The sequence below is a fragment of the Candidatus Eremiobacterota bacterium genome (assembly GCA_031082125.1).
Taxonomy (GTDB): domain Bacteria; phylum Vulcanimicrobiota; class CADAWZ01; order CADAWZ01; family Ess09-12; genus Ess09-12.
Genome location: JAVHLM010000029.1, coordinates 51,450 through 76,370, shown reverse-complemented (window position 1 = coordinate 76,370; position 24,921 = coordinate 51,450). Strand labels below are relative to the sequence as shown.

Here is a 24,921-nt window from a genome sequence, read left to right as displayed (position 1 = left end):
TGTATTAAGTACTCTTTTTCAGGTAAAATATAGGTGATGGATAAAATCAGATTCCCTTTCCATGGAACAATTGAAAAGATTGTCCACATAGACGATGATCCCGACATCCTCACGATGATGGAGCTTCTTCTGTCCGTCAGGGGATTTACCGTCTTCACTGCTCCCAATGCTGTCGCTGGCCTCGAGAGGATCAAGGCCAAGGAGCCCGACCTGGTGCTGCTTGACATCATGATGCCGGGAGGCGACGGTTTCAAAGCTGCCCAGAGCATCACCGACGGCTATGACGTGCCTGTCATTGTACTCTCTGGTCTCAGCGATGAAAAATATATAGAAAGGGCGAAGCTTCTCGGAGTAAAGCATTTCATGACCAAACCGGTTGATATGGATGCGTTTGTGAGGATAATCAGGGAGATCGAGCGCGAGCGCCGGGAAGGGGAAAGAGGCCAGACGCCCCCGGAGCAGGCAGCGCCCCCCGGGGCGGATGAAGTTCCCCGGAAGGCAGGGCAGGCGGTGTCTCCTGTGCCGCCTGCACCATCGGTGCAGCAGGTGCAAGAGGTTCCACAGAGGAAACCTGAACTGCCGCGGGAAGCCGAACCACTTTTCATATCACGGGGGCTTGAAAAAACTGAGGTCCCTCTTAAAGCAGAGCCATTACAGAAGAGCGCACCGCCTCCCGGGAGGCCGGGCAAAACGGTTCTTGTAATTGATGACGATGAGGAGGTTCTCAGATCCCTGAGACAGTCTCTTGAGCGGGAAGGATATGTTCTGGCAGGGGTTTCCGACGAAGAGCAGGCCCTCAGGGAGGCAGCCGCTCGGAAGCCCAGCCTTATTATCCTGGAAGCAGCCCTGCGTCATGAAAAGGGATTCCAGGTGCTTGAGCGCCTGCAAAGCATCCATGGCAGCATTCCTGTAATTATTCTCTCAAGACTGCAATTCAGCGATTATGAGGATGAAGCCCGCAAGAGGGGCATCCTTTATATGCTCCAGAAGCCTTATGACAGGGACCTGCTGCTGGAGTTCATAGATATGGCCTGTGTAAGCTTTTGAGCCCGGGCAGGGAAGCATTGGTGCCCTTTGTTCCGGCGTAGAAAAAATCACTTGAGTGCACTGGGAGAGAGCAATGAAAAAGATCCTCGTGGCAGACTGTGAATTGGTGAGGCAACTGGTGAAGAGAACCTTCCCCCCCGGTGATTACCTGGTCCTGGAGGCCGGTGACAATGTAACTGCCCTGGAAATCACGAAGAAGGAAATTCCCGAGCTCATGCTCGTGGCAATGGATGATTCACAGGTGGACGGGAAAGAGTTATGCCGTGCAATAAGGGATGATCCGGCCTTGATTGGCGCCGTCATAATAATGCTGACAGCCGATTTCACTGATGAGGAGAGAGAAAAGGCACTGGATATGGAAGCTGATGACTGTATAGCAAAGCCTTTCAGCCCCCTGGTCCTTCTTGAAGTGGTACAGGCCTGTCTGCAGAAAGGAGGAGCCCCTCGCGGCGAGGGCTCTGAGGTTTCATCCCCGCGACATGCACTGACAGGGAAAGAGGCAGATTTTCAAGATTATGAAAGAAGCCAGCTATTACTCTATGCCGACGATTTCGCCAAGGTCTATAAGGAAAAGACCCATGAGCTCAAGAAGGCCGGCAGGCGCATCAAGGAACTGGAGCATATAAAGGACGCCTTTGTCGCCACGGTCTCCCACGAAATCAGGACCCCCCTCAGCCTGATCCTGGGCTATATCAACCTTATCAATGAGCTCAAGAAGGTCCACCCCCTTGACAATGCCCTCGCGGATTATATAAGCAGGATTGAGACGGCTTCAAACAAGCTTGACGACATGGTAAAGCAGATCCTTGAATTCTTCAAGCTGAGAGCAGGACTTGTCCGGTATCAGAAACTGGATATTTCCATTCAGAACCTCCTTGAGTCCGTTATTGACGATTTTCGTCGTGACGCCGAGGCCAAGGAGCTTCACCTTGAGCTTAAGGTCCTCTCTGAGATGAACCCCCTCCTGGCAAGCTGGGAGCGCCTCAATATCGCCTTTTCCCACCTTGTGAGAAATGCCATCATTTTCACACCGGCGGGGGAAAAAGTCTGGATTGAAGCATGTGACAGCCGCGAAGGGATAACCGTCAAGGTCTGCGACACGGGAAGCGGTATCCATCCCGATGAGCAGGAGAACATCTTTTCGCCCTTTTACCAGGTGACCGATTTTCTAGAACGGGAAGTGGGCGGCCTGGGCCTGGGGCTCCCTGTGGCAAAGCACATCGTTGAGGACCACGGGGGGACCATTACCGTTGAAAGCTCCGTGGGAGAGGGAGCCGTCTTTACCGTGTTCCTGCCCCGCGCCCATGTAAGAGAAATCTGAAAATGGGGAGATTGACCCCGGAAGTGCCTTTCTGGTATAATCTTCTGAGGGGTCCGTAATAAACTTATCTCGACTGATTTTTTCATCACAGACCGGGAGGTGTTCTATGATTTTTCGCATCAGGCAGTCCTTCAGCATCTGGGCCTTGCTTCTCCTCTCAATTTTCACCGTATTCCTGTTCGCAAGCTGCGGCGGAGGCGGGAGCTCCGGGGGAGGATATTACTGGGGGGACGGCGGCTCAGGCACCGCTGCGACACCCCAGATATCGGGAGTGACAAACCTCAACAGCACCGGCCAGCCTGTACGTTCAGGCGACTGGTGCGAGATAACGGGGAGCGGCTTCGGGAGCTCGCAGGTTGAGAGCGGCGCCACAAGCTATGCCCTCTTCACTTTTTCGGGGGGCGGCCAGGCGCAGGCCCAGAGCTACGGCGCCTGGAGCGACACGAGCGTCACCTGCCTCGTGCCCGCTTCTAAGAACGTGATGACTGCAAGAGATTCCATAAGCATTGCCATAGTGAGTGCAAGCGGGAGCTCATCGGGAACCAGCCCTGCCGTGCAGATACTCTATAATCCCACGCCCAATCCGTCACCGGCACCCACGCCGCCCACGCCGACAATTTCACCCTCTCCGACTCAGAGTGTCTCTCCCACCCCGTCACCGACTGCCAGTGTGTCGCCAACGCCTTCACCGAGCGCCACTCCTGCCAGTGAGACATGGATACTGCAGGGTTATGCGCTGGGGAAGGATGCCGGCAATGAGACCGGCGGCGCGGGCATGGCCGATATAGTGTATTTCAGCAGTGGTGTGTACCGTATGTATTACGGGCATTCTGCCACACGCTCGATTAAATATGCCGAATCTACCAATGCTATCAACTGGACGGTGAAGGGCACCTGCGTGACACCCACCGATGATGCCTCGGCAAGAGATTACACGGTGTCGGGGCCGAGTGTCCTCAAGCTCACTGACGGCAGGTACAGGATGTATTACCAGGCGGGCGCTTATATGGCTCCGGGGGGTACTGCGAAATACCAGGTAAGGAGCGCCATATCAAATGACGGCGTCACCTTCACGAAGGAGGGAGTGAGAATAGATATTTCCCCCTATGATTCATCAGCAGTCCTGCAGCTTGCAGGCCATGGCACTTACTTTTACGCCACGAACGGAAAGGTTGTGGGCATTTTCTCCGGGGAGTTCACGGGAACGTCAGGACCGAGCGACCTGATCATGAGCACATCGTCTGACGGCCTCACCTTCGGAAACTTCACGAAGCTCTACGATGACTGGCACGATCCCATAGTGATCCTTGCCAACGGTCAGTACCAGATGTATTCCACGTATCTCCTCGAGAAGCAGGGGCTTGCTTACTCTACAGATGGAGTTACCTGGCCTTCCCAGCAGCCCACCACCATCTATATGAAGAACTCAAGCGGCACTGTCCTCACTGAGGGAAACTCAGGAGTGGGAGACATCGCCGGTGTCCTGCTTACTACGGGCTCTGTAATGCTTTATACAAATTACGGAGCGCTCTCTTCTGAGAATATCGTCTATTTTCAAAAACAATAGGATTCAGAATCCAAGGAGGAAAAAAAAGGTGAAAGTCGATGAAAATGTCAAGGAAACCAAGACCTGGCCTGATTTTGCAATAGGGCTGTATGATTTGCTCACAGGTCGCGGGGCAGAGATCTCCTACGAGCTCGCCAACATGGAGGTCCTCGTTCCCAGTCGCTCAGGTGACAATCCCGAGTACTACCACTGGCGGTTCAACGGGACCCTGAAGATCCGCACCAGGGACCAGAAAAGCCAGGGCGATGCAAGCTGAGCTTGATATTTTCGGGGAGATTGAGTTTACCGTAGACGGTGAGGAAGGCCTCATATCAGCCGAAGGTGACTGTGTCACCTTTCAGGTGGCGAATTTTAAAGGCCTTTACCGCATTGCGCAGATGACCGCAAGGTATCTTGCCGATCCTCGTATTCTCATAGCACTCCAGAAGATTATCAAGGCTCTTGAGCTCTCGGTGGCTCTCAAGGTGGGCAATCAGACCATTTTCGTGCTGGACGGCAGAGGGTAGGGGCCTGACTGGAGGTGCCTAGGGCCCCTGAAAGGTGTGCCAGGCAATTGGCGCTTCTTTCCCAGGCGAAGCGAGGGCCCCCGCGAGTGTCTCCCCAAGAGGAAGGGCGGCAAGAAACCATTCTTCCAGAGGCTCCCTGCCGTGGATGATTGCGGGAGGCTCTGAGAGATCAAGGGATACCTCCACCTTTTCCATGAGCTCCCACATGGTGCTTCCCAATGCTTTTACGTAGGCTTCCTTGAAGGTCCAGCAGCGGTAAAAGGCCTTGAGCCTCAGGTCTTCCGGCAGGGCCATGAGGGCTTCATATTCCCCCAAGGTGAAGAAACGCTCTGCGATTTTCTCTAATTCAATGTCGGGCTTTATGGTTTCCACGTCTATACCCACGGGCCTTGACCGGGAGACGGCAATAAGACATGTGTCCTGCGAGTGGGATACATTGAAATGCACCACGGCGCTCCTGCCCGCAAGCTCCGGCTTCCCTGCCTGAGTGGCGGTAAGGAGGAGGTCGGCAGGCTTCTCCCCTGTGTAATGCGAAAGGATAGCTCGAAGGGCACCGCGGGAAGCGCTATAGCGCCTCCTCCCGTCGGGGAACCTGAAAGCTGCCGCGCGGGCGCTCTCATCAGGTGAAAGAAGCCTCTCCAGGGCCTCAAGCCCTGTGTCTTCGAGATAAAGCGGGACCTTCCAGATTTCAATTGTCTCCATGATTTTTCAGCCACTCCCTGAGCCTTTCTATTCCCTCCCTTATAGTGATTGCCGGTGAGTAGCCGATATCCCTGCGGGCTGCCGAGATGTCGAACCAGTGGGCGCATGCGAGCTCCCTGGCAAGAAATCTCGTCATAAGGGGCTCCTCCTTCTTCCGCAGAATGCCGTAGCCAAGCTCCATGAGGGCGCCGGCGGCGTAGGCAAGGCCTGCGGGAATTTTCCTGGTGACGGGGGGGAGATCGGCGGCGGAAAGGATCGCATTCATGAGGTCCGCCAGGGGCATGGGCTCCCCATTGGTGATGAAATAAGCCTTTCCCCCTGCGGGCGAGGCCGGCTCAAGCTTGAGGAGCGCCAGGATATGGGCTTCCACGGCATTGTCGATATAGACGGAGTCCACAAGGTTCTTTCCCGTTCCCACGATGCGGAGCTTCCCTGCTTTTGCCCGGCTGATGAGGCGGGGGACCAGGTGCCTGTCACCGGGGCCCCAGATAAGGTGGGGCCTCAGGCTCACCGTGGAAAGGCTTGCACCGTGCGCCCCCAGGACCATGCGCTCGGCGATTGCCTTCGTCGCGGGGTAGTGAGCCAGGAAGCTGCGGGGATAAGGCTCATTCTCCGTCACGCCGCTTTGATCGCTGTTGCTGAAAACCACGCTCGGCGAGCTGGTGAAGACAAGCTTTTTTATCCCATGGCGCCGGCACCCCTCGAGCACATGCTCTGTGCCTTTCACGTTCGCATTGTAATAATCTTTGTAGGGTCCCCAGACTCCCGGCTTTGCCGCCACGTGGCAGACGGCGTCACAGCCTCTGAGGGCCTCGGACACGGCCTCTTCGCTGGTGAGATCGCCGCCATATACCTCGATTCCGGCTTCTTCAAGCGGGGAGGCCTTTGACCGTGCCAGAGTCCTGACGGCGAAACCCCTTTGGACAAGCGTTCTCGCAAGGGCGCCTCCCAGGAAGCCCGTGGCGCCTGTCACCATAATCTTCATGGCATGGTCCTTTCAGCCCACAGGGCGAGCTTCTCGCGGAATATCTTGGCGTTGTGCCTTATGTCCACGGGGAACGAGGGGTGAAAAAGCAGGGTGGTGATCCCTTTCGTGTGGGGATAACGGGCGCCGCGGGCAAGAAGCTCTTCCCGGATTTTCCCCTCTTTCTCCCCCGGCGTCCCCTTTTCAAGCTCGATGCACATCACGGGGACCGTGGCGCCATTTCTCTTCACGCCCACGAGGGCCGAGCGGAATACGGCGGGGTGGGCATTGAAGATGGCCTCGCAGGGGATGGTGAAGAGGGTCCTTTCGGCGGTGACGACGCGGTGGGATTTCCTTCCGCAGAACCATATCCTTCCCCTCTCGTCCTCGTAGCCCACGTCGCCCATGCGGTGCCAGAACTCCCCGCCGTTACCTTCGGCGATCTTCGCAAGCCTTGTGGACTCTGGACGCTGGTAATACTCCCTTGTCACGATAGGCCCTTTCACGGCCAGCTCGCCGATTTCGCCCCTCGGCGAGACAAGGGTTTCCGACCACGCGGCAATGGGCTCATCGGTTATTTTTATGATCTTCAGCGTGATGTCCCTGACGGGCTTTCCGATGCAGGCACCTTTCCCTTCGTCGCTCTCCTTTCTTGTCTCGCCGAGGATCTCCCTGCTCCCGATGTTGCAGACGGGGAGGGCTTCCGTGGCGCCGTAAGGAGTGAAAATCTCCACGCCCTCCCCCAGCATCTTTGAAAAGCGCTCCAGGGCGTCGGGCCTTGCGGGGGCCCCTGCCGATATGACGCGCCTGAGTGAGGGAAGGGTGATGGCCCGCGACTCGCCGTACCGCCCCACCTTGTTGATGAGGGCCGGCGAAGCGAACATATTGGTGGCGCCGAAGTCCTCGATGGCCTCGATGAGCCTGCCGGCGTCGGCCGAGGCAGGACGCGAGGCGTCCATGTCGGGGATGATGGCTGTCATTCCCAGGGCGGGGCCGAAGAGGGCGAAAAGAGGAAAGGTGGCAAGGTCCATCTCACCGGGCTCGATGCCATAGATCTCCCTGAGGTACTTCACCTGGCTGTCAAAGATGCCGTGAGTATATACGGCTCCCTTGGAGACACCGGTGCTCCCGCTGGTGAAAAGAATGGCGGCAATGTCGCCGGCGCCCGTTTCAGCCATCCTGTAAGGGCCTTTCCCCAGTCCCCTCTCTCTTATCTCTTTGAGAGTAAATCCGCCCCAAAAGAGGCGTTTTCCCACAGTGATGGAGATTTTTACCGTCGATGAGGCCCACTTGAAGAGCAGGCGGGCCGCCTGTGCCTTGGGAATCCCTATGAAAGCAGAAGGCTCCGCCTCGGCAAGGCACTGCCCGAGGCCTTTGATGCCTATGCCGGGATCGACCATCACCGGAATGGCGCCTGTCTTGAAAAGGGCGAAGGTGAGGGCGAAAAAGGGAAGGGAGGGTGATACCATCAGCACCGTGCGCGTGCCGCGCCTGATGCCTGCAGACTCAATGCCCCATGCGAGGGTGTCGCTCTCGTCGTTGAGCTGTTTCAGGGTAAGGTGGCTGTATGTCACCCTGCCCCCGCCGTCACGCCCCTGGGGGCAGACTACGGCAATGGAGTGGGGTTTCTGCCGGGCCATCTCTGGAAGGTGCATGGCCACGTTGACTATGGCGGGTGGTGTCATGGCTTACCTCTTGAGAGGATTGGCTGCAAGGAATTCTTTTACGAGGGCCGCAATCTCAATTCCTCTATCTTCCAGCACATAATGGCCGGCACCGGGGAAGCGGTGAACGAGGGCCTTCGGGAAGCGCTGCGCCCATCCCTCGAGGAAATGGCCGTCGAAGACGAAATCGCCCATCCCCCACAGGATGAGCATGGGATGGTCTCTGAAAAGGCCCAGGTGCTCCTCGGTGGAGACCACTGTATCGTAGGAGTCGTCGCCTGGCCTGAGGGGGATGTCCTGGACAAAGCGCAGCACTGCTATACGGTGCTCCCAGGTGTCATAGGGGGCGAGGTATGCCTCCTTTTCTTCACGGGAGAGCTTTTTCTCCTTTGCACAAAAGGCGAGAGCTCCCAGGCAGAAGGCATTGAGGCCCTGCACGAGAAAGGCTCCCAGGGGAGTGTTTCTTATAAGGGCAAGCATCCATGGGAAGGGCCTTCCTGCGGGAAGTCGGAAGGCAGAGGTGTTGAGCACCACGAACCGCTTCACGGCCTCGGGATGGCGGACGGCGTACGTCATCCCGATCATCCCTCCCCAGTCATGGACCACGAGGGTAAGGTCTTTTTCTGCGCCGCACAAGGCGAGGAGGTTTTCAAGATCATCGACGCGCCGGGAAAGAGTATAAGGGTAGGTCTGGCGGCCGGGCTTGTCGGAAAGCCCGCACCCGATATGATCGAGCACGATGACGCGGTATGAGCCCCTGAGAGCCTCAACGAGGGATCGGTAATAAAAGGACCATGTGGGATTGCCGTGGATCATCACGACAGGATCGCCCTTACCCTCGTCAAGATAATGGAGCTTCAGGCCGCCGATGTCGTGGTGGTGGCCTATGAAAGGATAGTATGCTTTCACCACTCCCACCCCAGCATGAGGCAGTTGAGGCCGCTTCCTATGCCGAGGAATCCCGTGCGGTGGCCTTTCCTGAGGTGGCCCCGCTCGTCGGCAAGAGCTGCCGTGAGGGGGAGGGAGACGGTGCCCATGTTTCCGAGGTACGGATAGGTGACGAAATCTTTTTCGGGCGCGATGCCCAGGGCTTTCAGGATGGCCTCCTGGTGGCTTGAGCCCACCTGGTGGCATATGGTCCTGTCCACGTCGCCGGCATTCCACCCCATTATCCGGAGAAAGCGCTTCCAGGTTCTTTTCCCGAGCTCCACGCCGTTTTTCAGCACCGCCACCGAGTCGGTGCACATGGTCATGATGTAATGCTCTCCGGCCGCCCTTTCCATGCCCCAGCGGCAGAGGCTGTGAAACTCGGGATCAGCGCAAGCCGCACTTCCCACAAGCCTGTGGCCTGGAGTGCCGGTGAAAGACCCGTCGGTGACGAGGACCGCCACGGCCCCTGAGCCCCCCGTAAGAGTAGCCAGGGCTCCCACAAAGTATTCCATGGTACCCTTCCTGAGCATGCGCTCTATGGCAAACTCGTTGATTTCCCTCGCCGATTCGGCGGAGACTACGAGCCCCGCCCTTATATGCCCGAGCTCTATGCGGTTTGCCACCTCCACGATGCCGTTGAGCACACCCAGGCATGCGTTGCTTATATCAAAAATCTCCGCATCGGGGCTGATGCCGAGCTGTGATGCCACCCTGCATGCCGTGGCGGGCTCAAACTGCTCGCGGCACACGCCGCCGTAAATAAGGATTTCGATGTCGCGGGGGCTTATGCCGGACTGCCTGATTGCCTTCCTTGCAGCTTCCACGGCGCCCTGGGAGAGGGGATAGCCGGCCTCCCACCATCGTCTCTCGCGGATCCCTGTCCATTCCTCGACCTGTCCCTCGGGGATGTGGAGCTTCGCAAAGAGGGGCGCCAGACGCTCTTCCAGCTCCCCGGTGGTCACCACCAGGGGAGGGAGCTCGTAGCCGATTGCCTCGAGATATACCTTCATGTAGCGCATGTCCCGATATTCTCCATGGCGAGGGTAAAATCTTTCATTCCATAGATAAGCCTCCCGTCCACGGTGAGGAAGCCGTCGGCGGTGATGAAGCGGTGCAGGTCGTCGCGGGAGGTGATCCAGCACTCTACGGTGACGAGCCTGTCGGGGGGAATGACCTGCCCGCGGTAAAGCCATGAGTGGCGGTACCCGGGGACCATCGGCACGAAGGGTGCGGAGCCGCCCTTCTCCTCTTTGCCCCACCTTGTGTGGGCCATGAATTTCATGAGCTGGATCATTGACTCAAGGCCAAGGGACCCCGGAATGACGGGATCCTGGTAAAAGTGGGCATTGAAGAACCAGGCCGAGGGGTCCACCTTGAGGGTGCCCCTTATGTAGCCGAGGCCGGCAGGACCTCCGGAAGGTGCAAGGCACTCGACAGTGTCTATCATGGCAAGCTGCGGACCGGGGAATGGCGACATGGTGGGGAAGGGAGAGGCTGCCCATCCCGAAAGATCTGTGGAACCTGGCTCGTATTTTTTTGCATCGCGGATTCCCACCTGGTTTCTCAGTGCCTCTTTGGAGAAGAAGCCGAAGTAAGTGCTCCCCCTGTAGACGATGTCTTCACGGTCTTTCATCTCGAACTCATAGTGCTGGATAATCATCCCCCCCGAGGTGGAGACCCTGGCAAGCTTTACCCCCGTCGTGAGAAGGCCCGTCCTTTCTGTCACGGGCTTATACGCAGTTGCCTCGCCGCCAAGGTTCCTGAAGGAGAGATCAATGTCACTCGTGAGTGCAGAGCCCACATAAGCGGCAAGCCACCCGCAGGGCTGGAGGGCTACTTCCAGGAGGACCGAGAAAGGCATGAGGCGGGTTCTCTCCTCGCTGAAATACCATTCGCCGGGGGGCACGTCATACTGCGCCTCTATGATGCCCCCGGGAGCCATCTTCCAGGGCTCAGCCTCAAGGGAGGTGATCCTGTCCAGGAACTTATAGGGCGGGCCGGGGAGGCGTGCGATAATGCGCTCACTGTCGAATATCCTGTAAGGCTCGCCGAAGGCCTCCGAGGGCTTCCCGACGGCAAAGGCCAGTATCCTGTCATTGTCATAAAGGGCTTTCTTGCTGCCCGGCGGTGTGGCAGGGCGGGTCCTCTTCTCCCAGAGGGAGGTAATCTGCTCCTTTGAAGAGCCGCTGAGTCTCATGGACATATTGCTTATCTCCACCACAGGCTTGCCGTCGGCATACATGAGCGCGTCAGCTATGGCATAGGGCTCGGGGCGGAAGCCCATCTCCTTGATGGAAACCTCGTAGCAGGCCTTTCTTGTGCTCTCGATGACCTGCCCGCGGCACTTGAGGCCGCTTGCCACGCCGGGGACAGGTTCCCATGCGGCCTGGCCTTCCTCGGCTATCCATCCCATGCGCAGCAGGAAAATCCGGAATGTGTGCATGCAGCACTCGTACATGAGGGTCCCCGGCATGACATTATCATCGGAGAAATGGCACGTGAGGAACCAGTCGTCGGGGTGAATGTCAGCTTCGGCACGGATGATGCCGAGGGAGAACCTTCCCCCGCGGGGATCGAGGTGCTGCACCCGGTCCACGAGCCTCATGAGCTTTCCACCGGGAATAGTAAGGGGTTTTTTCACCGGGAGGCCTTCAAAGCGAGGGCCGAAGGCCCCGGCGAGATCCCCTTTGCGGAGAGCCTCAACCTGGGCATCACTGTATGCCTCGTAACCCATGGGCACGGGATATGACCATCCGGGCGGGACTGCTCCCTCCAGGGGCCTCGTGTCAAGGGAGGTATGGACAATCCCCTTCCCGGCCTCGAGCTCCTCCCTGGTGAAGAAGCCGGCGCAGCCCTCCCGCATGGTGAGGAGGGGCCTGCCTCCCACCGTGCTGTCAAACCTGAACCTGAAGAGCCAGGTGTCACCCTGGGTGAAGAACCTGTCGATGGAGATATCGTAATGAATCACTTCGCCTGGTCCCGGGAGGGGGCCGTGGAAGGTGACGACGGCATCAAGGAGGCGGTACACGGCGAGTCCCCTGGTGATGGAATCGATTCCCAGGTAGCCTGAAAGGAAAAGGTCGGCCTGGCCGGCCTCAACGGCTATGCATGTGGGAATACGTCCCCCGTCGAGGTACCAGGCCCCTGGAAGAATGTCATGCTCGGTGATGACACGGCCGCTTTTAAGGGACTGGCTTTCTCCTTCAACGGCGATAATGCGATCCACGAGCATGAGGGGCTCATCGGGGAGGCGGACCCTCGTGGGGTGGCTGTCCACCTGGCGATAAGAAGGGCCGAGAACCTTGGCGATGCTTCCCACGGCAAATTCCATGCATGCAGTCCTGTCCATGAAAGGCCTCTTCCCGGGCGCCGCCGGCGCGGCAGGCAGGACCTGAGGCAATGGTGAAACTGCTTTAAGAGTATCGGGCATTGCTTTTGGCAAAAGCTCAGTAACCTTGAGAGCAGCTCCGGCGGGACAGGCTTTCGAGGGGGCGGGACTGTCCAGAAGGCCATGGATATCTTCCAGGCCGGCAAGCTCCCCGCCGCATTCCTCAAGGAGCGCCATCTGGAGTGTCATCTGCTGCGCCATGGCATCCGTCAGATTTCTGGTGAAGGTGAGGTAGCTTTCATGAGCCTGGAGCTTGGCCTGCTCCATGGCATAAAACATGCTCATGACCGGGTCCGGCTCGGGATTGGGAGGGGTGTCTCTCTTTACCGTGCTGCGGGAAGGTTCCGGCGCACTCTTTTCGGAGAGGGGGCGGGGCAGATCCGGGGTTTTGAAAGGGCCGCCTCCCGTATCAAGCCTGATTGCCCTGGGCGCTGAAGGGGCGCTTTCCGGCACCTTCAATGACTCAAGGGGGGAAAAAAGCTTCTCAAGGTTGATATCCAGGCCTTCAGTAAAGAGGCGCGCCGCAAGCCTCAGAACCGAAGAGACCTCAGAATGCCCCTCCCTGCAGGCTGCAAGGGCGGTATGCTCCCTGCCTTCAAGGATCCTTCCAATCATCCTTGTGCAGGAGGGGCCGGGACCTATCTCTATGAAGGTGCGCACGCCATCATGGTAGGCGGCTTCTATGACGCGGGGGAAATCGACAGTGTCAAGAGCCTGGGCCAGTATGGCATCGGCAGCCCTCTCCATCGTCATGTCGTAGCACTTACCCCACCCGGTGCTGTAAAAGCTGATGCCATCGGGCGCTGTGACAGGGAAGAGGTGAAAGTCCCGGTAAATGTCCGCCACGGGCTTTACTACCTCGCAGTGTACAGTAGTGACGCCGCTTACCGGGAGGTAGGAGCAGCCAAGGTCTCTGACGAGTATTGAAACTTCACGCTCGTCACCGCCGATAACGCAGTCTGACTGAGTGTTTATGATGAGGAGGTACACGCGGCTTCTTCCCCTGAGGGCTTCTTTGACCACGACGGCCGGGGCATCGATGACACCGATGGCCCAGCGGACCTCTTCGGAAGCATTGAGGCCCCAGGCTGCCCTGGCAGCATTACAGGGACCGGCAAGCTCATCGGTGAAGAGGCGGGATTCCTCCATCCGCCTGTGCATCTCGTCCCTTGCGCGCCAGGCCCTCAGGGCAAAGAGGCCTGCCATCTCGCCGAGGCTGTAGCCGATGGCAGCTTCAGGCCTGATGCCGAGGTGCCCCAGGAGATCCGCCATGAGAGTCCCCATGGCAACCTGCCCTTCCATGAGAGCCCTGTGATTGCCGGATATTCCGTCTAGGGATTCAAGGCTCCAGAACAGGTGCGGCATGACCTGGCTCCTGAGGGAGAGGTTTTCCCTGTCCTGCTTCTCGGCAATAAAAGACCAGGCGGCGGTAAGCTCCCTTCCCATGCCGGGATAATGGTTCCCAGAGCCTGGGAACACGTATGCGGTCTTTCCCCGGGGCTTTTCGGATAGGGGAGCATAGAAAAGGGCATCACCTTCTCTTTCGTTTCCCGCGGGCCTCATCCTGAGCGGAACGCCAGGCTTCCGGGAGATGGCCTGCCGCGCCTGCCCGATGAGACGGGCGGCCTCGTCATGATCTCTCGCGATGATGGCCAGCCTGTGACTCCCTCCTTTCTCCTCCATTTGCCGCGACAGCCATTGTGAAGAGCTCCAGGCCAGTGGCTGCCCTCCTTTCCCTTCCAGGAAGCTTTCCATGCGGTCCAGCTCTGCGAGGAGCTCGTGATCAGTGCCGGCCCTGAGGGCGAAAAGGGCTTCCTGCACAGTGACGGGAGGGGCCGGCAGGGCTCTCCCTGCTTGCGGCTCATATTCTTCCAGGATCACATGGGCGCAGGTGCCGTCTACTGAGGAACAGGTCACCGAGCCCTTCCGGGGGCCCTCAGCCCTGTTCCTGAGCCAGTGCTGCGCCTTCCCCGGGGGGCAGAAAGGCCATTCCGGAGCGCCTTCCACCAGGGCTCTCACGTCCTGCGAAGGGGGGATCAGGTGATGGGAGAGCATCAGGCAGAGCTTCACCACCGATGCGAATGCCGTAGCAGCCCCCGCATCGCCGGTCCATTCAGCAACTTCACCAATTGCGACAGGTTCATTCCACCTGCTTTCAGAAAAGAGCTCTCCGGCCCATGCCGCTCCAGATTCAGCGCTGATGATACCTGCAAAATCCATTGATCCCGGGGGGTGCCTCTCTTCGCTGCAGGCTCTCCTGAGGGCCCGCAGCACGGTGTCTTTCCCGGGGCCATCGCAGCCGGGCTTCCCTCCCCCTGCAAGCCCTGTGGCCCTTATCACGGCATATATCCGGTCGCCGTCGCGCTCGGCGTCTTCGAGCCTCTTGAGCACCACTGCCGCCGCCCCTTCGCCGAAAAGAGGCCATGGCTTTTCCCCGGCCCGGCGCCTTGCGATCAGGGCCCGGATATCGCCGGCAAAATCGACGGCGCCGGCCAGGGCGCAGTCAATTTCTCCCGACGAGAGCTTCGTGATCGCCACCTCAAGGGCGGCAAGCCCTGAGCACTCCTCAGACGAGACGGTGAAAGAGGGGCCGCCGAAGCGGAATTCCCTTGCTATCCTGCTCGCCACGATGCTCCCCAGGGCCCCCATGGTCCTGTTGGCGTTCAGGGGAGGGCCCACTGTGTCACGGAGCGCTCCTGCGAAGTCCTGGAGGTCCTTTTCACTGCCGGGGACTCCTGGGGGGAGCCACAGGGGAGCCTTGTTCGCCATGTCCCAGCGCACGCTGAATGTGGTGGTGCTGAAATCAAAGGATATCCCTATGAAGACGCCCGCAGTGTCATGATCTGCAGGGGCTGTCGCGGCGTCCTTCAAGGCCCCTGCTGCCACGAGCAGCATGAGGAGCTGCTGGGGGAGCATCTCGCTTATCTCCACGGGAGGAATCCTGAACTGGCCGGGGAGGACCTTGATGTCGTCAATTCCAAAGCCCTCGGGCTCTGATTCTCCCATCTCACTGTGAAACCATGACGAAGAGGGCACGCCGTACCAGCCCTTTTTTGCCCCGGGCTCCTCTCTTGCGGTACTGTCGAAGAGGGCATGCCTGAATTTCTCAAGGGTGTCATAGGGGCCGAAGCGGGCGTCAATTCCCACGATCGCCACGGGCCTGCCCTCCTTCAGGGAGGAGGCCTTCACGGCAGAGATCTTTTTCCCCGTACCCTGCCATTCCTCGATGAGCACATGGGCATTGATGCCCCCGAAGCCGAAAGCGCTCACGGCTGCACGCCGAGGGGCTCCTCCGGCTCTCTCAGGCCATGGCTCGCTTTTCCTGAGAACTCTGAAAGGGCTTCCGGGGAGGTCAAAGGAAGGCGGGGAGACGGTGTAGTTGGCTGTAGGCGGCAGCACTTTCTCCCTGAGAGCCAGGAGGACCTTGATAAGGCCTGCAGCGCCGGCGCCCGTGAGGAGATGGCCCACATTGGACTTCACCGAGCCGATGACGCACTGCCCCTCCCGGAAGGATGATCCGTTCCTCTCCCAGAGCTTCCTGAGGCTCTGGTACTCCACGGCATCACCGACGGGAGTCCCTGTAGCATGGCATTCCAGGAGGTCTACGTCGGAAGGAAGCCACCGGGCCTGGCGGTAGGCTGCCTCCATGGAACGGAGCTGCCCTTCGCTGTCAGGCGCGAGGAGAGAGCCTTCAATGTCGTTTGAAAGGCCGATGCCTTTAATCACTGCAAGAATGTCATCACCTTGGGCGAGGGCATCTTCAAGGCGCTTGAGGACAAGGATGCCCGCACCTTCTCCTATCACGAGGCCATTGGCTTTCACATCGAAAGGGGCGCACAGGCCGTCAGGCGAGAGGGCCGAGAGCTGCGAGAAGCCCATTGCCGTGTAAAGACAGTCGGGGCGGCAGATGCCTCCCGAGAGCATCATATCGGCTTTCCCGGAGAGCAGCCTGTCGCAGGCCAGTTTCACGGCGTAAAGCGATGACGCGCAGGCCGCGTCAATGGTGAAGCTTCCCCCGCCAAGGCCCAGGGCGTGGGCGATGAAACCGGCAGGGAGGCCGTTCACCCACGCATTGAGGGGATCGGTGAAGGTGAGGGGAGCTCTGCCCCTGGCCCCGGTGACGAGCTCCTCGATGGCAGGCTCCAGGATCTCCCTTGAGATGGCCGACGAGGTCTCTGTAGGGAGGGCGATATTCCCTATTATGACGCCTGTCCTGGAGCGGTGCACCGATCCAGTGGAGGCGCTCCTGAAGGCCTCCACCGCCGCCATGAGGGCAATGTGAAAGAGGGGATCAAGCCTGGAGAGAGTACCCTGATCAACGGCAAGCCCTGTGAAGTCGAGCTTTTCAGAGATGGAGAAGTCATCAAGGAAGCATCCCTTTGAGGAATAAGTCCTGTCAGGCCTTATGGCACCGGGGGAATAACCCTCTGAGGGCTGCAGAATCCAGCGCCCCGGCGGTACTTCACGCGAGGCGCTTTTTCCCTCCCTGATGAGGGTCCAGAAAGACTCAAGCGAAGGCGCTCCGGGGAACAGTCCGCCTGCTCCCACGATGGCAATGGGGGTGGTGAATTCCATGGGGATAGCTTCCTTTAGCGCATGGCTTCCTGGGTGAGCCTGTTGTTTTCGAAGGCTTTCTTCAGCGAGGGGAGAATGGTGCACTCGTAGCCTTTCATCCTTGCGATGAGCATTCCTTTCTGATCGACGAATTCTATGGTGGCAAGGGCTTTGTGCTCATTTCCACCGGTGATGCCTATGACAATGCTCACGACCCCCCTGGGAAAGGACCTGAACTGGCGGTAGCTGCCGGCATAGCAGGGCAGTGACCCTGACTGGTATTTCTGGAAGCTCCACAGAATCATCATCTGGAAGCTGCAGTCAATGACAAGGGGATCGGTGATCCACCTGTTCCTGAGGGGCTCTTTTATCCATGCTGAAGGCTTCGGCGCGGTGCGGGCCGTAGCCCTGATTCCCTGCGCCGACGAGCCCTCGACTTTCTCTATGCCCTGGAAATCGCTTCCATGGAAAAGGAACTCCCTGTAAAGAGCCTCCCTGTCGAAGGGATAGGCCGGAAGATCGGTGCCGGTAAGGCTTCTCTCACCTTTTGGGATATTCGCCGCAAGCACTATCTCACCGCGGGCATGGATTACCGGCGGGGTGCCCTTTTCATCGCTCTGGAGTTCTGCGGTGACAGTGAAGAAATCTCCTGCGGTCTTCGCTTTTCCCGTGACGACCCTGATGGTCCTGGACTCCGATTTTATGATCCTGAGGCCTTTGAGCACTCGAAGATTGTCGGCCCCGTAAAAGGTGAGACCCGGATTTGCCACGAGGGCGCCATGGGAGAGCCATTCGAGCATCATTGCCACGGGGAGCACGGCCTGCCCGTCAAGAATATGGGAATTCAGGAAAGGAAAGGCTTCAATGGTCAGGAGGCTCTCGAAAGCCGTGGTGTACTCGGCCGGAGCGCAGCCCGTTCCGGTGTCGCTTCCCAGTATCACTACTTCCACGGGGGCATCAGGTGAGGAACAGAGCTCCCTGATGAAGATCTCCGTGCCCTGCTCGAGGGCGATAAGGCCTACCCCCTCTTTTTCAAAGATTTTCTTCAGGGAAGTCGTCACCATGCCGCCGTCCCAGGGACCCCAGTTGAGGGCCACGACGCGGCATCGCGGCCGCAGCCTTGACTGCCAAAGCGCCAGCTTGTTGAGCACCTCGTTGGCAACGGCGTAATCAGCCTGGCCGACCCTGCCGAACCTCCCGGTGAATGAGCTGAAGAGCACGAGGATCTTCAGCTCGTCGTCACTGAGAAGGGCGAGGAGATTCCTGAGGCCTTCGACCTTGGTGGAGTATACGCGCTCAAACTCCTCGTCGGTCTTGTCCTCGATGAGCCTGTCAGCAATGACGCCGGCGCCATGGACCAGCCCCCTTATGGGGCCTGCAGTGGCGCGGATATCTTCCACGGCTGCCCTGAGCTCCCCAGGATTCCTGATGTCAACTGAGCGGTAGAAGACCCTGCCGCCGGCTTCCCTTATCCGGGAGAGCGTCGAGGCAATCTCCCTCTGCGCCTCGATCCTGCCGTACTCCTCGCGGATAGAGGCGGGCGTGGCCTTTCCTCCACTGTGGACCATGAGGGCTCTCTTGATCTCGGCATCGCCGGTGAGCCCGCCGAGCCATTCAGGCTCAGGCTTCGGCTCGGGACTTCTTCCCAGGAGCACCAGTGCTGGTTTCTCATCATGGGAGAGGCGGTTTATGAGCTGCACGGCGCATTCAGCCGTGACGCCCCGCGCGCCGCCTGTGACGATAACCACGTCATCGCGGGAGAAGGGCGGGACACAGCCCGTGCCGTTGCGGCCTGTGAGAGAAAGCTCCAGGGTGCAGCGGCCCTTCGGAGAGATGCCCACCTCAATCGGGCCCTTCAGGAAAAGCTCCTCGATGAGCTCCAAAGCAACTTCCCTGGAGGAATGAAGGTGCGCCGGCACGTCAAAAGCCTTGCAGCAGATCTGGGGCCATTCATGGCGCACAGTCTTTGTAAGGCCCGCCAGGCCTCCCGAGAGCGGCTCACCCTTAAGGTCCATGCCGCCCAGGCCGAAGCAGCCGTCCATTCTGGACACGGTGGCAAAGAATGAACCCCTCTCCCGCGCGCTCTCCTTGAGAGCGGGAGAGGCTTCCTTAAGGACCTTGAAGGCCTTCATGAGGAAATTGCTTTCTGTAGCGCCCGATGGGGCTATTATAAGGAGGCCTCCGAGAGAGGGGGGCGCACCCTGGCGGAGCAAGGTTTCAATTTTTTCGACGTGCGGCCTGTATCCCATGGCCTCAAGAATCTCAGCGAGGCTCGAGGCAAAAGGCGACCCGTCATCGGTGACCCAGATTTCGGATCCGGCCTGCAAGGCGAGCTTTTCCCTTCCGGAGACCCCGTTGAGCATCTGCGTGATGAGCACAAGCCGCTTGAGCTGCTTTTCTCCTTCTTCGCGGGGCTCTGGCATGGGCATCTCCGTGGCAGGTCCTTGCAGCGGCTTTTCGTCCCGGGGGGCTTCACCTTCCAGGAAAGCCACAATGTCGCTCAGGGTTTTCATCAGGGCCATCATGTCGGATTTCACGGCAGGCATTGAGGGGAAGCGCTCCCTGAGGGCCGAGAATATCTCGACTCGCTTGATGGAGTCTATTCCCAGGTCTCCCTCGAGGCTCATTGAGGGCTCGAGCATCTCGGCAGGGTAGCCTGTTTTTTCCGCAATAAGGTCGGTAAGGGCAGCAAGGAGCTCTCCCGGCTTTTCCTGCACGGGAGGCGGCGAAAAGGTGACGCTCCTGGCGTCAAGGAACAGCACGATCTCCCTGAGGCTCTTCAATGCAGCCATCTCGTCGGACTTGATGGCCGGAAGGTCTGGATGGGCTTCCCTGAGGGCCGAGAATATCTCGACTCGCTTGATGGAGTCTATGCCCAGATCGCTGTCAAGGCTCATATCCAGGTCCAGCATCTCGGCAGGGTAGCCTGTTTTTTCCGCAATGATGGAAAGCAGGCTTTCCGCAATACCCCCGCCCCGGGGATTATCGAAAGGGCGGAGGGTGCCGGGATTCCCGCTCGTGCTCATGTGCTTGATGATGTCTCCCGGTGTTTTCATCCGGGCCATCTCGTCGGATCTCAGGCCGGGCATCGCGGGATAGCGTTCCTTGAGGGCCGAGAATATCTCGACTCGCTTGATGGAGTCTATGCCCAGGTCGGCATCAAGGCTCATGCCCGGCTCAAGCATTTCCACGGGGTACCCTGTTTTCTCGGAGATGACTTCAAGCAGGAGCTTGCCGAAGTCTCCCGCGGGAGCCGCCTCCTGAGATGCTGCAGGCGGTGGCTCTTTCATCAGGACCGGAGCTGCTTCTCTGATTTCCGGCAGCGGGAGCGGTGCGGCTGAAGCTTCCCTGCCGAGGGCTGCCAGCAGCAGGTGCTGCTGCTGCCCCGCTATCTGCTGGAAAGTGTGAAGGGCCTTGTCCTGGTTCTGGAGGAACTGCTGGTGCATGAGGGCCGTCTGCTCCTGTATCTGCTGGAGAGCTTTTATGTTCTGCTGGGTAAGCCTGAGCAGCTCCACCATGGACTGTTTCCGGGGGCTGTCGGCAGAGAAAGCCTTTTCGCTGCTCTCCGGCTTCGGCGCCGCAGTCCTTGGGGCCTCTGTGCCATTGTTCCTCTCCGGTGCTCCTTCCTCACTAATTGCAGCCTTCTTGGCGGGATTCACGTAGTTGGCCCCACAGAGGGGTATTGTCATGCGTTTCTTCTGCTGATCAACGGTTGTGATGTTTCTCTGGAGAGGGTTCCAGAGGGTAAGGTCCACCGCATGCCCTCCTGCGGCAAGAGCAGCAAGGGCTCTGGCCAGGTCGCCTGTACCGTGCCTTTTCCCTGATGACCCGTCGATGGAAAAGGCCTCGAAGTCACCCCTGCCATTGAGTATGGCCTTGACGAGGCCTGTCATCCTCGCGCAGGGCCCCACTTCAAGGAAGGTCCGCACGCCGGAGTCATACATGGCCAGGATCTCATCAACAAAGCGCACGGGCTTTGCCAGGTGGCCGACAAGAAGGGCCCTGGTCTTTCCGGGATCATCCGGGTACAGACAGGCCGTCGTGTTGGAATAGACCGGGATGGAGCAGCACCTGAAAGGCACCTTGTCGAGCCCCGCGGCAAAAGGAGCCTGGGCATCGGCCACGAGGGGACTGTGAAAGGCTGCGGAGACCGTAAGCTTTGTATTCCTTATGCCCATTGCAGTGATGACAGCGGCTGCCCTCTCTATTTCAGCGGTGGCTCCAGAGAGCACCGCCTGCTGGGGGGCATTGTGGTTGGCAATGACCAGGTCAAGGCGCTCCTTCTCAATGATGTCAGAGAGGAGCCCCGCCTCGAGCTGCACGGCGAGCATTGAGCCCAGGTCGTCCTTCCCCTCGACCATCAGGCTCCCCCTGAGAGAGGAGAGATGGTAGAGCTCTTCCGGGGTGATTGAGCCTGCCACGCAGAGGGAGACAAGCTCGCCGTAGCTGTGGCCGCCCAGTGCTTCCGGCTTTATGCCGAAGTGCTCCAGGACTTTCCAGGCTCCGTAGCTTACGGCACCGAGGGCGGGCTGCGCCACGCGGGTATCGCGGAGCTCCCGCTCCTGCCTCTGCTTCTCCTCTTCGCTGAAGGCAGGGTGGGGATAGAGGTAATTTACGAGGCCCGCCCCCAATTCTTCGGGAGCCAGGGAGGCAAATGATTCATGGGCATCTCTCAGGACAGCGAGCATTTCAGGGAACTGCGAGGCGAGGTCCCTGAGCATGCCTGTATACTGAGCGCCCTGCCCTGGGAAGAGGATCGCCAGCCTCCCCGAAGGGGCTCCGCTTCCGTAGAATGCTCCCTCGGGCGTGTTCCACGCTTTCCTTTCAGGGTGCTTTCCAAGCATCACGAGGGCGCTCGAGACGACCTTGTGGGGCTCTGCGCCCTCTCTTTCAAAGACCATCAGAAGCCTGCAGGGCTCTTTCAAGTCGAAGGTCTTCCGTGTGGCCTCGGATTTCTCAGAGAGCTCTCTCCATGAGATTCCGCCTTTCCAGTCATCGAGGGAGGCTTCGAGCCCGCCGGGGCTAGAAGCCGACAGGGCGGCAATCTGCACACGGCCGTCCCAGTCTGTGGAGAGCTTCACCGGTGATGGCTCTTCCAGCACGCAGTGGAAATTGCTCCCGCCGAAGCCGAAGGAGCTCACGGCGGCCCTCCTGGGATGGGAGGTGCTGCCTATCCAGGGCCTCTTCTGCGTGTTCAGGTAGAAGGGCGTCCCCTGGGCAAGCAGCTCATCAAAGGGTTTCTTCACTTTGATCGTGGGAGGCAGCACCTTGTGGTGAAGGGACATTGCGGCCTTGATGATTCCTGCGATGCCTGCGGCAGCTTTCGTATGGCCAATCTGTGACTTCACGGAACCGAGGGCGCACCAGGCGCCGGCGCTTCCGCCCTCGTTGAAGACAGCATTAATGGAAGTGAACTCTGTGAGGTCTCCTACCTTCGTGCCTGTTCCGTGGGCTTCCATGAGCTCCACGGTGCGGGGCTCTATTCCAGAGATGCGGTATGCCTCCCTCATCGCCCTTATCTGCCCGCCGGCCTGGGGGGCGAACACCGCGGCGCCCTTGCCGTCGCTTGAGGTCCCCATGCTTCTTATGACGGCGTAGACCCTGTCGCCGTCCCTCTTCGCATCTTCAAAACGCTTGAGCACTATCATCCCGATGCCCTCGCCGAGGACTGTTCCGTCACAGGAAGAGTCAAAAGGCCGCGCGTTGCCCGTGGGTGAGAGGGCCGGGGTTTTGCTGAAGCACATGAACATGAAGATGTCATTGAAGGTGTCAACGCCCCCGGTGAGGACCATATCACTTCTCCCTGATGAGAGCTCAAGCCCCGCCAGGTGAAGAGCCGAGAGGGAGCTTGCGCAGGCGGCATCCACCGCGCAGTTTGTCCCCCCCAGGTTGAAGTAGTTGGCAATTCTCCCTGCCACCACGTTTCCCAGGAGCCCGGGGAAAGAGCTTTCCTGCCATTCCACGTAGGAATCGGCAATTCTTTTCACCACGCGCTCGGTGAGATCGCTGTCAGCTCCCTCGTCTCTGAGAGCCCTTCTCCAGATGGGGTGGCCCAGCCTTGCACCCAGGGGGACCACAAGCTCCAGGGTCCCCGTAACACCCAGGATAACGCTTGTGCGCTCCCTGTTGAACTCTTTGCCGTTGCCGTACCCGGCATCCTCGAGGGCTCTCTTTGCCACCACCAGGCCCAGCAGTTGCGAGGTGTCCGTCGCCTCGAGGGAATTGGGCGTGATGCCGAATTCCATGGGATCAAAGTCTATGGGCGATATGAACCCGCCCTTTTTCCCGTAAGTCATGTCGGGGACCCTGGGATTCTCGTCAAAATAGTCATTCACGCTCCAGTGCGTGGGAGGAATATCGGTGATGGCGTCAATTCCGTTTTTTATGGTGGACCAGTATTCCTGGAGGTCCTCCGCCTTGGGAAATACGCAGCCGATGCCTATGATTGCGATGGGGGCGGGGGTAAGCGTCGATTCGCGTTTCAAGGTATTCTCCTTTAACTCAGGTAATTGGCAAGCTGTTCTTCTTCAAGAGGCCTGGGGCTCCCCACTTGGAAAAGGTCGATACCCTGGCTTCTCAGGTGGGCAAGCCTCATGGCAACAGCGGCTCCGTGGAGCAGGTTCAGGGCGACAAGGGCAACTTTGCGCCGCTTCACATGCTCGAGCGGCGAGCCTTTCACCCATTCATTGAAGGCTCCCATCGAGGGGCCGCACCATATCTGGTAGTCCAGCTGCCTTGAAGGCTCACCGAGGATTGCCCACCGTGCCGACTGTCCAAGATAGTACCTGAAGAGAAGCGCCATCTTGTGTCTGGCGTTCTGCCCGGCGAGATCAATCTGGCCCGGGTCCCGTTCGAGAAAGTACTCACATGTCTGATTCCAGACTTCCTGAAAGGATGCCCGGAAGAAATTCTTTTCTATGGTTTCCCGCTCTTTCGGCGGGATCTCCTCCAGGCTCGCGCAGGTCTGGTAGAGCTGGTAAAGCTTTGCCGCCCTCATGGGAAACATGGTGCCTGTCTTGATGGCCTGTATTTTCACCCCCAGCTCGAACATGTCTGCCGAGGGGGCCATGGTGATGTCAGCCTGCCTTGTCTTTGAGAGAAGGTCCCGGACGGCTTCGGAGGTCCCGGATTCTATGCAGGACTGGTTCACCGAGCCTGTCATTATGTATGCGGCTCCCATGGTGAATGCGGCAGCAGCCGAAGCAGGAGTGGAGATCCCTCCCGCTGCGCCCACGTGCAGCTTCTGTCTGTAGCCGAATTTTTTCTGCAGCTCGTCGCGGAGGGCGCACATGGCGGGAAGGAGCGTCACGAGGGGCCTGTTGTCGGTGTGCCCACCCGAATCAGCCTCGGCGGTGAGGGCATCGGCCAAAGGGATCACAGCTGCCAGGGCTTTCTGCTTTTCCGAGATGCGGCCCGATGAGACAAGCTCTTCAAGCACCGCCTGAGGAGGCGGCGAGAAAAACCTCGTGGCCACCTCGGCCCGGGAGGCTTTTGCAATGATGCGGTTTGCCACTGTTATGGAGCCGTCAGGCCCTTCTGACAGTCCCGCTGCGCGGTATCTCACCAGGGCGGGCGTGATGTCCATGAAGGCCGAAGCCTCAATGAGCCTTATGCCGCGCCGGAGATAAAGGTCTGCAAGGGCCTCTTCCATGGCGGGCTCCCCGGGGCTGTGTATGAAGTTGAAACCGAATGGCCTGGTGCCAGGTGCAACGCTGAGGCGGTCTATGGCCTGCTCTACCTTTGCCGCTGTCTCGCCGCCCGCACCGAAAAAGCCCAGCATCCCCGCGGCAGCCATTGATTCAACCATCTCAACGGAGCTTATGCCATGGGCCATTGAGCCGGCAATGCATGGATAGCGGATACCGAGGAACTCCATGAACGCAGCATCTCCAAGCAGTTCCGGGTGGCTTGGAGGCACATATGCCGCCACGGCGAGGGTATCTTCACCATGGGCGCATGATTCCCTTAGATCCTTCCTTGTCACTGAGAATCCCCCGTCGTCTGCAATGAGAAGAAAGGACTTTCTCACATTCAGCAGGGCTTCCCGCAGAGCGGCGTCTCCCCTCCGTAGCTCTGCGTCGCCGCGGTGCCACCATCCAAGAGGAGAAAGCTCGGCCTGGGAGCCCTGTACATAGGGAAAAGCGCGCGCAGAAGAAACCCTGGACGCCTCGTGAGCAGATAAAGTCAGCCCGGGTGCATTCATGTTCATTCTCTTTATTATAATAGAAATGCCGGGGAAAATAAATACTTTTCTCTTATTTCCCCAAAGCGGTGAATC

General features: G+C 59.0%; 13 protein-coding genes. 5 read left to right on the top strand and 8 right to left on the bottom strand.

Features of this window, described 5'->3' with window-relative positions; translation table 11 throughout:
* Nucleotides 1–36: 36 nt before the first annotated feature.
* From RDV48_25000 to RDV48_24980, 5 genes are all read left to right on the top strand, one after another.
* Nucleotides 37–1,047, top strand: coding sequence for a response regulator (locus RDV48_25000; protein ID MDQ7826085.1), 1,011 nt, complete (start codon nt 37–39; stop codon nt 1,045–1,047).
* Nucleotides 1,048–1,120: 73 nt separating this feature from the next.
* The gene (locus tag RDV48_24995) at nt 1,121–2,368 is read left to right on the top strand and encodes a hybrid sensor histidine kinase/response regulator (protein MDQ7826084.1); all 1,248 of its coding nucleotides are present in this window, start codon (nt 1,121–1,123) and stop codon (nt 2,366–2,368) included.
* A 106-nt stretch (nt 2,369–2,474) separates the two neighbouring features.
* The gene (locus RDV48_24990) at nt 2,475–3,935 is read left to right on the top strand and encodes a hypothetical protein (GenBank protein MDQ7826083.1); all 1,461 of its coding nucleotides are present in this window, start codon (nt 2,475–2,477) and stop codon (nt 3,933–3,935) included.
* Between the two features lie 28 nt (nt 3,936–3,963).
* Nucleotides 3,964–4,191: a hypothetical protein gene (locus RDV48_24985; protein MDQ7826082.1), complete on the top strand. Its 228-nt coding sequence runs from the start codon at nt 3,964–3,966 to the stop codon at nt 4,189–4,191.
* Entirely contained in the window at nt 4,181–4,441 is a 261-nt protein-coding gene (locus tag RDV48_24980) for a hypothetical protein (protein ID MDQ7826081.1), read from the top strand. Before RDV48_24985 ends, RDV48_24980 begins: the two co-directional genes overlap by 11 nt.
* Nucleotides 4,442–4,459: 18 nt before the next feature.
* Here RDV48_24980 and RDV48_24975 read toward each other — a convergent pair whose 3' ends face one another.
* The 8 genes from RDV48_24975 to RDV48_24940 are packed head-to-tail and all read right to left on the bottom strand — an operon-like array spanning nt 4,460 to nt 24,846.
* The gene (locus RDV48_24975) at nt 4,460–5,143 is read right to left on the bottom strand and encodes a 4'-phosphopantetheinyl transferase superfamily protein (GenBank protein ID MDQ7826080.1); all 684 of its coding nucleotides are present in this window, start codon (nt 5,141–5,143) and stop codon (nt 4,460–4,462) included.
* Entirely contained in the window at nt 5,130–6,128 is a 999-nt protein-coding gene (locus RDV48_24970) for an NAD-dependent epimerase/dehydratase family protein (GenBank protein MDQ7826079.1), read from the bottom strand. Before RDV48_24970 ends, RDV48_24975 begins: the two co-directional genes overlap by 14 nt.
* Nucleotides 6,125–7,792: a fatty acid CoA ligase family protein gene (locus RDV48_24965; GenBank protein MDQ7826078.1), complete on the bottom strand. Its 1,668-nt coding sequence runs from the start codon at nt 7,790–7,792 to the stop codon at nt 6,125–6,127. The genes RDV48_24970 and RDV48_24965 overlap by 4 nt, the downstream gene beginning before the upstream one ends.
* 3 nt (nt 7,793–7,795) lie before the next feature.
* Nucleotides 7,796–8,680 (bottom strand): alpha/beta fold hydrolase, encoded by an 885-nt coding sequence (locus RDV48_24960; GenBank protein MDQ7826077.1) that lies wholly within the window; start codon nt 8,678–8,680, stop codon nt 7,796–7,798.
* Nucleotides 8,677–9,720: a 3-oxoacyl-ACP synthase III gene (locus RDV48_24955; GenBank protein MDQ7826076.1), complete on the bottom strand. Its 1,044-nt coding sequence runs from the start codon at nt 9,718–9,720 to the stop codon at nt 8,677–8,679. Before RDV48_24955 ends, RDV48_24960 begins: the two co-directional genes overlap by 4 nt.
* Nucleotides 9,708–16,664 carry a beta-ketoacyl synthase N-terminal-like domain-containing protein gene (locus tag RDV48_24950; GenBank protein MDQ7826075.1) on the bottom strand — a complete coding sequence of 2,319 codons (6,957 nt, stop codon included), beginning with the start codon at nt 16,662–16,664 and terminating at the stop codon, nt 9,708–9,710. Before RDV48_24950 ends, RDV48_24955 begins: the two co-directional genes overlap by 13 nt.
* A gap of 14 nt (nt 16,665–16,678) precedes the next feature.
* Nucleotides 16,679–23,128 carry an SDR family NAD(P)-dependent oxidoreductase gene (locus tag RDV48_24945; protein MDQ7826074.1) on the bottom strand — a complete coding sequence of 2,150 codons (6,450 nt, stop codon included), beginning with the start codon at nt 23,126–23,128 and terminating at the stop codon, nt 16,679–16,681.
* An 11-nt stretch (nt 23,129–23,139) separates the two neighbouring features.
* Nucleotides 23,140–24,846 carry a PfaD family polyunsaturated fatty acid/polyketide biosynthesis protein gene (locus RDV48_24940; GenBank protein MDQ7826073.1) on the bottom strand — a complete coding sequence of 569 codons (1,707 nt, stop codon included), beginning with the start codon at nt 24,844–24,846 and terminating at the stop codon, nt 23,140–23,142.
* Nucleotides 24,847–24,921: the final 75 nt, after the last annotated feature.

Bases quoted from the DNA above. Each gene is read 5' to 3' on its own strand.
- RDV48_25000 (MDQ7826085.1), top strand. From the start codon at position 37: ATGGATAAAATCAGATTCCCTTTCCATGGAACAATTGAAAAGATTGTC.
- RDV48_24995 (MDQ7826084.1), top strand. From the start codon at position 1,121: ATGAAAAAGATCCTCGTGGCAGACTGTGAATTGGTGAGGCAACTGGTG.
- RDV48_24990 (MDQ7826083.1), top strand. From the start codon at position 2,475: ATGATTTTTCGCATCAGGCAGTCCTTCAGCATCTGGGCCTTGCTTCTC.
- RDV48_24980 (MDQ7826081.1), top strand. From the start codon at position 4,181: ATGCAAGCTGAGCTTGATATTTTCGGGGAGATTGAGTTTACCGTAGAC.
- RDV48_24975 (MDQ7826080.1), bottom strand. From the start codon at position 5,143: ATGGAGACAATTGAAATCTGGAAGGTCCCGCTTTATCTCGAAGACACA.
- RDV48_24970 (MDQ7826079.1), bottom strand. From the start codon at position 6,128: ATGAAGATTATGGTGACAGGCGCCACGGGCTTCCTGGGAGGCGCCCTT.
- RDV48_24965 (MDQ7826078.1), bottom strand. From the start codon at position 7,792: ATGACACCACCCGCCATAGTCAACGTGGCCATGCACCTTCCAGAGATG.
- RDV48_24955 (MDQ7826076.1), bottom strand. From the start codon at position 9,720: ATGCGCTACATGAAGGTATATCTCGAGGCAATCGGCTACGAGCTCCCT.
- RDV48_24950 (MDQ7826075.1), bottom strand. From the start codon at position 16,664: ATGGAATTCACCACCCCCATTGCCATCGTGGGAGCAGGCGGACTGTTC.
- RDV48_24940 (MDQ7826073.1), bottom strand. From the start codon at position 24,846: ATGAATGCACCCGGGCTGACTTTATCTGCTCACGAGGCGTCCAGGGTT.